10 protein-coding genes and 1 pseudogene are annotated in these 10,626 nt (G+C 62.9%); 5 read left to right on the top strand and 6 right to left on the bottom strand.

What is annotated here, in order from left to right:
* Positions 1-260 (top strand): protein-export chaperone SecB (locus EN925_RS08805; protein ID WP_206632809.1); only part of this gene is annotated, 260 nt, incomplete at its 5' end.
* 119 nt (positions 261-379) lie between these two features.
* On the opposite strand, the gene dnaQ is transcribed toward EN925_RS08805, so the two are convergent.
* The 5 genes from dnaQ to EN925_RS08780 all read right to left on the bottom strand — a co-directional run bounded on the left by dnaQ (position 380) and on the right by EN925_RS08780 (position 4,382).
* A complete protein-coding gene (gene dnaQ / locus EN925_RS08800; protein ID WP_063169604.1) occupies positions 380-1,081 on the bottom strand; it encodes a DNA polymerase III subunit epsilon in 702 nt (233 codons plus the stop codon).
* Positions 1,082-1,291: 210 nt separating this feature from the next.
* The gene (gene coaE / locus EN925_RS08795; protein WP_127370194.1) at positions 1,292-1,891 is read right to left on the bottom strand and encodes a dephospho-CoA kinase; all 600 of its coding nucleotides are present in this window, start codon (positions 1,889-1,891) and stop codon (positions 1,292-1,294) included.
* Positions 1,888-2,730 carry a shikimate dehydrogenase gene (locus EN925_RS08790; protein WP_013528727.1) on the bottom strand — a complete coding sequence of 281 codons (843 nt, stop codon included), beginning with the start codon at positions 2,728-2,730 and terminating at the stop codon, positions 1,888-1,890. The genes coaE and EN925_RS08790 overlap by 4 nt, the downstream gene beginning before the upstream one ends.
* Complete coding sequence (locus EN925_RS08785; RefSeq protein WP_127385365.1) at positions 2,723-3,322, bottom strand: Maf-like protein; 600 nt, start codon at positions 3,320-3,322, stop codon at positions 2,723-2,725. The genes EN925_RS08790 and EN925_RS08785 overlap by 8 nt, the downstream gene beginning before the upstream one ends.
* 238 nt (positions 3,323-3,560) lie before the next feature.
* Positions 3,561-4,382 (bottom strand): pyruvate, water dikinase regulatory protein, encoded by an 822-nt coding sequence (locus EN925_RS08780; RefSeq protein ID WP_013528729.1) that lies wholly within the window; start codon positions 4,380-4,382, stop codon positions 3,561-3,563.
* Positions 4,383-4,787: 405 nt separating this feature from the next.
* On the opposite strand from EN925_RS08780, the gene hemE reads away from it, so the two are divergent.
* The 3 genes from hemE (at position 4,788) to rho (ending at position 7,850) form a co-directional block, all read left to right on the top strand.
* Positions 4,788-5,819: a uroporphyrinogen decarboxylase gene (gene hemE / locus EN925_RS08775; RefSeq protein WP_063173418.1), complete on the top strand. Its 1,032-nt coding sequence runs from the start codon at positions 4,788-4,790 to the stop codon at positions 5,817-5,819.
* The gene (hemJ, locus tag EN925_RS08770) at positions 5,819-6,355 is read left to right on the top strand and encodes a protoporphyrinogen oxidase HemJ (RefSeq protein WP_063173417.1); all 537 of its coding nucleotides are present in this window, start codon (positions 5,819-5,821) and stop codon (positions 6,353-6,355) included. The genes hemE and hemJ overlap by 1 nt, the downstream gene beginning before the upstream one ends.
* A 229-nt stretch (positions 6,356-6,584) precedes the next feature.
* The gene (gene rho, locus EN925_RS08765) at positions 6,585-7,850 is read left to right on the top strand and encodes a transcription termination factor Rho (RefSeq protein ID WP_013528732.1); all 1,266 of its coding nucleotides are present in this window, start codon (positions 6,585-6,587) and stop codon (positions 7,848-7,850) included.
* A 200-nt stretch (positions 7,851-8,050) separates the two neighbouring features.
* Here rho and EN925_RS08755 read toward each other — a convergent pair whose 3' ends face one another.
* The gene (locus tag EN925_RS08755; protein WP_127368867.1) at positions 8,051-10,069 is read right to left on the bottom strand and encodes a thioredoxin domain-containing protein; all 2,019 of its coding nucleotides are present in this window, start codon (positions 10,067-10,069) and stop codon (positions 8,051-8,053) included.
* A gap of 64 nt (positions 10,070-10,133) precedes the next feature.
* On the opposite strand from EN925_RS08755, the pseudogene EN925_RS08750 reads away from it, so the two are divergent.
* Positions 10,134-10,626 (top strand): annotated as a pseudogene (locus EN925_RS08750) (tRNA uridine-5-carboxymethylaminomethyl(34) synthesis GTPase MnmE); the annotation flags it as partial.

The raw sequence follows: 10,626 nt of genomic DNA, 5'->3' as shown, positions 1-10,626 counted from the left end.
TCGACCAGGAAGTGCTGTTCAATGTCGAGCTGGTCTATGGCGGCGTGTTCGCCATCGCAGGCTTTCCGCAGGAACACATGCTGCCGATCCTGTTCATCGAATGCCCGCGTCTTTTGTTCCCGTTCGCCCGCCAGATCATCGCCGAGGCAACCCGCAATGGCGGCTTCCCGCCGCTGATGCTCGACCCGATCGACTTCGCGCAGATGTTCCAGCAGAAGCTGGCGGAGGACCAGGCGTCGTCGAAGGTCCAGGTGAGCTGAGGGCTGCCTGCCACGGATTGTGAAAAGCCCGGCCTTGCGCCGGGTTTTTTGTTTTGGGCGGGACGATTGAGGCGCCGGCAGGGCAGAGGGGGGCGCCAAGGATCGCCAACGGGACGATTTTAGTTCCCGTGAACCTTCAGCCACAGCGCCTTTTCACCCAATGTCCCGACCATGCCGGCGTGCGCGGCACGTTCGGCTTCTGTCACGCGCGGCGGCAGTGGCGCCGGGCGCGGGGCGACGACGATTTCGATCTGGCGGACATTCTCGCCCTGGGCCGGCGCGGTGGCGCTGTCGAGGATGAGGGCCGCCTGCTTGCCGCCGATCAGCTCGATATAGACTTCGGCCAGCAATTCGGAATCGAGCAGGGCGCCGTGCTTGGTGCGCTTGGTGTTGTCGATGCCGTAGCGCCGGCAGAGTGCATCGAGCGAATTAGGACCCATCGGGTGCTTGCGGCGCGCCAGCGCCAGCGTGTCGACGACGACGCCGTTGTCGATGACAGGGTGACCCAGCCGGCCGAATTCGACGTTGAGGAAGCCGACATCGAAAGTGGCGTTGTGGGCGACCAGCTTGGCGCCGTCGGTGAAGTCCAGCCACTCCTGTACGATCTCGGCGAAGGTCGGCTTGCCCGCGAGGTCCGCCGCGCTGATGCCGTGCACCGCCTGTGCCTCGACATGGATCGCGCGGCCTTGCGGGTTGATGTAGTGGTGGAAGGTCCTGCCGGTCGGGAAACGGTTGACCAGTTCGACGCCGCCCAGCTCGATCACGCGGTCGTCGCGCGAATCGAGGCCGGTGGTTTCCGTGTCGAAGATGATCTCACGCATCGAATCAGTCGCTCCAAAGGAGCAGAATCATGAGAGCGGAACAAAATGGCAATGAGAAACTATGATGGCCAGGGCAATCGCACAGGTTTGCGCCGCCCCTCATCGCCCTGCACCTTTCCTCTTCCCCGTCGATCGGGGGAGAGGTGTCGAGCGAAGCCGGCAGGCAGATAAGCGGCTCTCACATCGACAGCTGGCGGTCGAGCGGTGGGCTCAACCACCTGGCTTGCCAACCCCTATCAGCTGGCTGATGATTGCAGCGACCTCCGCCCGCGCGGCGTCCATCCCCTGTCCGGTGTCGACGATGAAATCGGCCTGACGGCGCTTTTCCGCGTCCGGCACCTGCTTGGCCAGGATCGACGCCAGCTTCTCTTCCGTCATGCCGGGCCGTGCCAGCACGCGTTCGCGCTGGGTCGCGGCCGGGGCGGTGACGACGACGACCTTGTCGACGCGGTTGCGGCCGCCGGTTTCGAACAGCAGGGGGATGTCGAGGACGGCGATCGGCGCGCCTGATCCGCGATGCCTGGCCAGAAAGGCATCGGCATCGGCGCGCACCAGCGGGTGGATGATGGTCTCCAGCCGCTTCAGCGCCGCGGCATCGCCGAGCACGCGCGCGCCAAGTTTGGCACGATCGACCATGCCGGCGGATGTGGTGCCGGGAAAGGCGGCCTCGACCAGGGGGGCTGCCTTGCCCGCGTAGAGGCGATGCACCGTCTCGTCGGAATCATGGACCGGCACGCCGGCCTCGGCAAACATTTTTGCCGTGGTCGACTTGCCCATGCCGATCGAGCCGGTGAGGCCGAGCACGATCATGGCTTCGGCACCAGATCGGCGACGATCAGGGCCCGGAGTTCGGCCGTCACCCGCGGCCTGATGCCGAACCAGCGCTCGAAGCCAGGCACGGCCTGATGCAGCAGCATGCCAAGACCGTCGACCGTCTTCAGATTTCGCGCGCGGGCGGCCGCGAGCAGCGGCGTCTCCAGCGGCACATAGACGATGTCGGTGACGATGGCATGGTCGGGCAGCCGGGCGGGATCCGCCGACAGGCCTTCATTGCCATGCATGCCGAGCGCGGTGGTGTTGACCAGCAGGCCGGCATCGCCGAGCAGTTCGTTGGTCGCCGCCATGCCATGCGCCGAGACACCGGTGCCGAAACGATCGCGCAATTCCTGCGCTCGGGCCAGAGTGCGGTTGACGATGCGGATGTCGGCAACGCCGCGCTCCTTCAGCGCATGGATGACGGCGCGCGACGCGCCGCCGGCGCCGAGCACCACCGCCGGACCCTTGCTTGCCCAGCCCGGTGCATGATCGTCGAGGTTGGCGGCAAAGCCGTGACCGTCAGTGTTGCCGCCCCACAGGACGCCGTCCTCGAACCACAGCGTGTTGACGGCGCCGATTTCTTGCGCCGCCTGGTCGCGGCGTTCGGCCAATGCGAAGGCCGCTTCCTTGTGCGGGATGGTGATGTTGCCACCGCGGTAATTGTTTGCCTGCAATGTTTCCACGAACACGGCAAAGTCTTGCGGCGCGACATCGATGGCCTGGTAGCTTCCGTCGATGCCATGTTTGGCCAGCCAGTGACCATGGATCTTCGGCGAGCGCGAATGCTTGACCGGATGGCCCGACACGAAGGCTTTTTTCGACGCCTCAGCCATCGATCGCCCCCAGGTCTCGCAGTTCGGCCAGCAGCGGCAACAGCGGCAGGCCGACAATGGTGAAATGATCGCCCTCGATTTTCTCGAACAATTGAATGCCTTCGCCTTCGATCTGATAGGCGCCGACGCTTCCCAGCGCCTTGGCGCCGACGCGGGCGAGGTGGCGGCCGATGAAGGCGGGGTCGAGCTTGCGCATGGTCATCGAAGCGATGCCGACATGGCGCCACAAAACCTTGCCGTCGCGAACCAGCATGGCGGCGCTGTTGAGTTGATGGGTCTTGCCCGACAGCGCCAGCAAATGACGGCGGGCACCCTCCATGTCAGCCGGCTTGTGGAACACCTCGTCGCCGAGCGACAGCGTCTGGTCGCAGCCCAGCACCAGGGCGCCCGGCCTGCGCTCGCTGACTTCGGTCGCCTTAGCCTCGGCCAGCACCAGGGCGACGTCCTCGGGCGAGACGCCGCTATCCTGCAAAGGCGACTCGAGCGCGCGCTCGTCGACATCGGCCGGCACCGCCTCGACATCGATGCCGGCATTGACCAGCATCGCCTTGCGGAACGGACTGCCGGAAGCGAGGATAAGTTTTTCGGTCATGCTGATTCACCCATGTTGGCGCTCCGTCACGCACCCCTCATCCGACCGAGCTTCGCTCGGCCACCTTCTCCCACAAGGGGAGAAGGGAAGTCCCGCGCGTACGCCGCTGCAAATCGCCAACTGGCGGTATCTTGCGGAGACGACGGTGCCACGTTCTTCCTTCTCCCCTTGTGGGAGAAGGTGGCCTCGCGAAGCGAGGTCGGATGAGGGGTGCTGGTGCTCACTTATCTTACCTGCCCTATCTATTCTTCCCCCGCAGGGCAACGATGGCCGCCGCCGTTTCCTCGATCGAGCGGCGGCTGACGTCGATCATCGGCCAGCCATGGCGCGTGCAGATCTTACGGGCGTAGGCGAGCTCTTCGCTGATCGCCGCGCGATCGACATAGTCTGATGCCTCATACGAGCTGCTGTTGCCGAGGATGCGGTTTTGCCGGACGTGCGAGATGCGCTCGGCGGTGGCGATCAGCCCGACGATGAGCGGCTTGCTGGCGGCAACCAGGCTTTCCGGCACCGGCACACCGAGCACGATCGGGATGTTGGCGGTCTTGATGCCGCGGTTGGCGAGGTAGATGCTGGTCGGCGTCTTCGACGTGCGAGAAATGCCGATCAGCACGACATCGGCATCGTCCATGTTGAGCGGCAGCTGGCCGTCATCATGGTCCATGGTGAAATTGAGCGCATCGATGCGGCGGAAATATTCGGCGTCGAGAACATGCTGGGCGCCGACGCGGCGGCCGGCGGGGGTGCCGAGATAGGACTGGAACACGGTCAGCACCGGCTCCAGCACCGACACACAGGGCAGGCCCATGGCCGCGCAGCGCTCGTCGATGCCGCGCGCCAGCTTCTGGTCCACGACCGTATAGAGGATGATGCCCGGCTCTTCCTCTATGTCCTCGAACACCTTCGCCACCTGCTTTTCGGTGCGGATAAGCGGATAGATATGCTCGATGGCGCGCGCATCCTTGTATTGTGCCGAAGCCGCCCGGCCGGCGGCGAGCAGCGTTTCGCCGGTCGCGTCGGAAATCAGGTGCAGGTGGAAGAAGCTCTGGGGTTTGTTCACAGGGGGTCACCTGGGGCTGTGGGCTTCTGTGGATAAAGCGGGATGAAAAGACGGGTCGGTCGGAGGCGACTGTATCAGATGGCAGTTTGTCCACAATTCGATGCGCTGTCAGCTTCGTCGGGCGACTGGGGACAAGTTTGGGGACGGCTTTTTTCGCCTACAGTCCGTCCACAGGACCTGCCTTTCACCGCTCCGCCTAACGCTTTGACTCGATTGATCGATTCCGACCTATCCCCAGAACCCTACATCTGGGAAAAAGAAGCACGCGACAATATGTTGGCTGGTGTTTTCCGGGGCAAAGCGGGACAGGTGGCAATCACCAGAACCAACAGACTCTTAGAATCAGAAGAATCTTAGATATAAGAATCTTTGATTATAGAAGAGGCCGGGAGAAGCGAGCGCTCGATGCCCCAGAACCGGATCATGCTGGATGTCCTGAAGGGCAAGGCTCATTTTCCGCCTCCGCTCTGGATGATGCGTCAGGCAGGGCGTTATCTGCCGGAGTATCGGGAGACACGCAGGCGAGCAGGCTCGTTCCTCGATCTCTGCTATGATCCAGACCTTGCCGTCGAAGTGACCTTGCAACCGATCGAGCGCTTCGGCTTCGATGCTTCGATCCTGTTTTCCGATATCCTTGTCGTTCCGCATGCGCTTGGCCGTGACGTCCGCTTCGAAGAGGGCAGAGGGCCGCTGCTGACGCCGATCACCGCGCCGGAGATTCTGGCTCTGGAGGGCAAGGTGTTTCACGTGAATCTCGAACCGGTCTACGAGACGGTTCGCCGGTTGCGGGCCAAATTGCCCGACGAGACAACCCTGATCGGCTTCTGCGGCGCGCCGTGGACGGTGGCGACCTACATGATTGCCGGCCATGGCACGCCCGACCAGGCGCCGGCGCGGCTTTTTGCCTATCGCGAGCCGGTGGCCTTTCAACGATTGCTGAAGGTGCTTGCCGAACATTCGGCCGCCTATCTCATCCGCCAGATCGAGGCGGGCGCGGATGTGGTGCAGATTTTCGATTCCTGGTCCGGCGTGCTGGACGATGAAACTTTCGATTTGTTCTGCGTTCAGCCGATGGCCGAGATCGTTGGCCGGGTGCGGGCGGTTTATCCCGATGTCCCGATCATCGGTTTTCCCAAGGGCGCCGGTGCGCGCTACCGGACCTATCGACAGAAGACCGGCGTAACGGCGCTGGGCATCGACTGGACGGTGCCCCTGATTGCGGCGAAGGAATTGCAGCGCTCGGGTGCGGTTCAGGGCAATCTCGATCCCTTGCGGCTCGTGGCTGGCGGCAAGGCGCTGTCGGATGGCGTCGAGGCGATCCTGAGAGCGCTGGGAGACGGCCCGCTGATCTTCAACCTCGGTCACGGCATCACGCCGGAGACGCCGATCGCCCATGTCGAGGCGATGGTGAAACAGGTGCGGAGCGCGACACGCTGATGGCTCAGATGAACAACACGAACAGCACCGGCCAGGCGATGATGCGCATGATATCAGGTATCGCCGTGCTGATCGTTTTCACCGCGCTTTTGTATTTCGCGGCACCCGACAGTTTCTACCCCTGGGCCAAGGCGATCCATATCCTCGCCGTCATCTCGTGGATGGCGGGCATGCTCTATCTGCCGCGGCTGCTGGTCTACCACGCCGATGCCGAGAAGGGCTCGGTGCAGTCGGAAACCTTCAAGGTGATGGAGCGGCGCCTGCTGCGCGGCATCATTAATCCGGCGATGATCGTCACCTGGGTGTTCGGCCTGTGGCTTGCCTGGAAAGGCTTTGGTTTCCAGGGCGGCTGGCTTCACGCCAAGATCGGAGCGGTGCTTTTGCTGTCGGCCATGCATGGCTATCTGGCCGGTGCGGTGCGCAAATTCGCCGAGGACCGTAATGAAAAACCGGCCAGGCACTGGCGGATGGTCAACGAGATCCCCACATTGCTGATGATCGCAATCGTCATCCTGGTGGTGGTCAAGCCGTTCTGATGCATGTTACCCAAAAACGGCCAGGAGACTACGACAGGCATTGATGCGTTTAGGCCTTCATAGGCCATGCAAAACGCAGCTTGCTCTTTCACCCGACCGACGATAAAAGACGGGTCTTCCTTCCCGTCATGCGCCGCCCCTCGTTGTTTTCGGCCGCGCCCGGCATTTGTCGCATCCCGCCGATATTTTCCCAAAGCCTACCCAGACTCCATCTATTCAAGGTCCGTCTATGCAAGAAATGAAACTCGCCGAGTTCAAGAACAAGAAACCGCCAGAGCTGATCGCTTATGCCGAATCGCTGGAGGTCGAAAACGCCAGCGTCATGCGCAAGCAGGAGCTGATGTTTGCGATCCTGAAGAAGCTGGCCGCCCAGGAGATCGAGATCATCGGTGATGGCGTGGTCGAGGTGCTGCAGGACGGTTTCGGCTTCCTGCGCTCCGCCAACGCCAATTACCTGCCAGGTCCCGACGATATCTATATTTCACCGTCGCAGATCCGGCGCTTTTCGCTGAAGACCGGCGATACGGTCGAAGGGCCGATCCGCAGCCCGAAAGAGGGCGAGCGCTATTTCGCGCTGCTCAAGGTCAACACCATCAATTTCGACGATCCCGAGAAGATCCGTCACAAGATCCACTTCGACAATCTGACGCCGCTCTATCCGACCAAGCGGCTGAAGATGGAGATCGAGAATGTCACCACCAAGGACATCTCGGCCCGTGTGATCGACCTGGTGGCGCCGATCGGCAAGGGACAGCGCGCCTTGATCAACGCGCAGCCGCGTACCGGCAAGACGGTTCTGATGCAGAACATCGCCCACTCGATCACCGCCAACCACCCGGAATGCTATCTGATCGTGCTGCTGATCGACGAGCGGCCGGAAGAAGTGACCGACATGCAGCGCTCGGTGAAGGGAGAGGTGATCTCCTCGACCTTCGACGAGCCGGCGGTGCGCCACGTGCAGGTCGCCGAAATGGTCATCGAGAAGGCCAAGCGCCTGGTCGAACATGGCCGCGACGTCGTCATCCTGCTCGATTCGATCACCCGTCTCGGCCGCGCCTACAACACCGTCGTGCCGTCATCCGGCAAGGTGCTGACCGGTGGCGTCGACGCCAACGCGCTGCAGCGGCCGAAGCGCTTCTTCGGCGCCGCCCGCAACATCGAGGAAGGCGGTTCGCTGACCATTATCGCCACCGCGCTGATCGATACCGGCAGCCGCATGGACGAAGTCATCTTCGAAGAGTTCAAGGGCACCGGCAACTGCGAAATCCAGCTCGACCGCAAGGTGGCCGACAAGCGCATCTATCCGGCCATGGACATCCTGAAGTCCGGCACCCGCAAGGAAGACCTGCTGGTTTCCAAGCAGGACCTGCAGAAGATCTTCGTGCTGCGCCGCATCCTGGCGCCGATGGGAACCACCGACGCGATCGAGTTCCTGATCGACAAGCTGAAGCAGACCAAGACCAATGCGGATTTCTTCGATTCGATGAACACGTAAGGGGATGGGGTAGCGATCCTTCGCGCCCCCCTCTGCCCTGCCGGGCATCTCCCCCTCTAGGGGGAGATTATGCCCTTGGTCGCTTTCGGCAATTATCAACGCCGTAAGGTGAGCGGAACAGCGAAGCTGCCGATCTCCCCACTTGAGGGGGAGATGGCCGGTAGGCCAGAGGGGGCGTCTCTCGCCGGCGGTTAGCAAAACTATCGCCGTCGCAACAATCGCTCGAGCTCTTCAGCATCCGTCACCGCCGGCAAACAAACCTGCCCTGTACACAACCATGCACCTGCCTTGTCGGTCGGCGGCAGGATTCCACCGGGTAGCAAGGGTCGATTCGCTGCCGTACCGATCGGCACGACGATGTCGATGCGGCGCGGGTCCGGGGTTCGATTCGCAACCGGAACGAGCTTTGGATCTGTGAACTCATCCACCAACACCAGCTTGAGCGGCTCGATTGCCAGCGCGCAGGCATTGACGATGCCGGCCTGGCCATAGGCCTGCTGCGTCGCGCGGCCGGCGGCATGCTCGGCGACGTGCCAGGCTCTCTCCTGCAGCTCGAGATTGCCGGTGACGGAGGCGAGCCTGACCAGCGCCTCGATGATCTGGCCGGTAGCGGAGGGAATGGCTTCGTCGACATCGCCGCGGATGCGGATCGGCACGTCGGTGCTGTCGGAAGCAGTCAGGTAGTAACCTGTCTTCTCGGCGTCGGCGTGCCAATGCTCGAGCTGCCCGACAAACTGGCCGGCCTGGTCGACATAGCTCCAATCCCCGGTGGCCTCGAACAGCGAGATCGCGGCGTTGGTCATAGCGGCATAGTCGCTGGACAAAGCCGGGAACAGTTTTCTGGCGCCGAGCATCGAATGCGGCAGACGGCCGTCGCGGCTGCCAGAGCTGATATAGGCAAAGGCCTTTGCCGCCACATCGATCCAGTCAGGCCGCGCCAGCGCCCGGCCGGCCTCGGCAAGCGCTGCGATCATCTGGCCGTTCCAGTCGATGAGGGTCTTTGCGTCAAGGCCGGGCCTGACCCGCTCTTCCCGGACAGCAAGGAGTTTCGCCTTGCGCGCGCTGATCTCTTCGCGGTGGATCACATATTGCGATTGCTGAGACAGCGTTTGGTGGACGACCGGCTTGCCTTCCCAGCCATGCGGGCTGGAGAGCGTGAAGTGCTTGAAAAACAATGCGGAATCGTCGCCAAGGGCGGCTTCGATCTCGTGGCGGTTCCAGGTGTAGAACAGACCTTCCTCGCCGTCGCTGTCGGCATCGAGACTGGCGGCAAAGGCACCGCCGTCGACGCGCATTTCGCGCAGCAGCCAGCCGATCGTCTCTTCGATTCGCACCCGGAACAATTCATTGCCGCTTGCGGCATAGGCCCAGTTGCAGAAGCGGAGGAGCTGGGCATTGTCGTAGAGCATCTTTTCGAAATGCGGCACCAGCCATTCGGCGTCGGTCGAGTAACGGCTGAGCCCGCCGCCGATGTGGTCGTAGATGCCGCCGCTCAGCATCTGCTCGAGGCTGTTGAGGACGTCGTCGCGATGGGCGGCATTGCCGTCGCGAAGCCAGGACAGCCACAGCGTTTGCATGAACGGTGCGTTGGGAAATTTAGGCGCGCCGCGCAATCCGCCGAGATCACGGTCGATCATGCCGTCGATACCCTTGGCCAATTCCGCCAGCGTGGCGCGGTCGAGCACGGTTCTGGCATGCGAACCGGCGAGCCGCGTCTCGACATGCGTCGTCAGCCCGTCGGCGCTCTGGTTGAGGCTCGCCCGCTTCTCCCGCCACGCCTTGTCGACTGCCTCCATCACCTGGATGAAGCCGGGGCGGCCGTAGCGCGGCTCGCGCGGGAAATAGGTGCCGCCCCAGAACGGCTTGCCGTCCGGGGTCAGGAACATGGTCAGCGGCCAGCCGCCCTGCTCGCCCATCGAGGACAGCGCCGCCATATAGATCTGGTCGATGTCCGGGCGCTCCTCGCGGTCGACCTTGATATTGACGAACAGACGGTTCATGACGGCGGCGACGCCATCGTTTTCGAAGCTTTCATGCGCCATGACATGGCACCAATGGCAGGCGGCATAGCCGACCGAGAGCAGGATCGGCCTATCCAGCGCTTTCGCCTCTTCGAGCGAAGCCGGCGACCAAGCCCGCCAGTGGACGGGATTGCCGCTGTGCTGCTGCAGATAGGGGCTGGCTTCTTCGGCAAGCAGGTTTTGCGCGGGCAGCGTCACTGGGCAAACTCGTATGCGATTGGCTGATAGGCGTGAAGCTAGGGCGGTTCAGTAGAGCGGGCAAATGATTTCAGGCGATTCCATCGTAGCGCTGTCGAGCGGCCGGCTGCCTGCCGGCGTCGCCGTCATCCGAATTTCCGGCCCGCAGACTCGATTCGTGGTCGAAACGATTGCTGGGACTATGGTTAAGGACCGCGCGGCGGTTCTGCGCCGATTCAGGGCGTCTGACGGGACATTGCTCGATACCGGCCTGGTTGTGTTCTTTCCCGGCCCGGCCAGTTTCACCGGCGAGGACGTCGCGGAATTCCACGTTCATGGCGGCCGTGCCGTTGTGGCAAAAATGCTGGAGACGATGACCGGTTTTGGCGGCGTCAGGCACGCGGAACCGGGCGAATTCACGCGTCGCGCCTTTCTGAACGGCAAGGTAGACCTGGTCGAGACCGAGGCGCTGGCGGATCTCGTCAATGCCGAGACGGAGGCGCAGCGGCGCTTCGCGGTCCAAAATGCCGGAGGCGCCCAAAGCGAACTCTATCTCGGCTGGCGCCGCAGGCTGATCC

Source organism: Mesorhizobium sp. M7A.F.Ca.US.006.04.2.1 (assembly GCF_004022915.1).
In the GTDB taxonomy this organism is placed as follows: domain Bacteria; phylum Pseudomonadota; class Alphaproteobacteria; order Rhizobiales; family Rhizobiaceae; genus Mesorhizobium; species Mesorhizobium ciceri.
The sequence above is the reverse complement of the archived record's forward strand: the minus strand, read 5'-3'. Positions and strand labels throughout refer to the sequence as shown.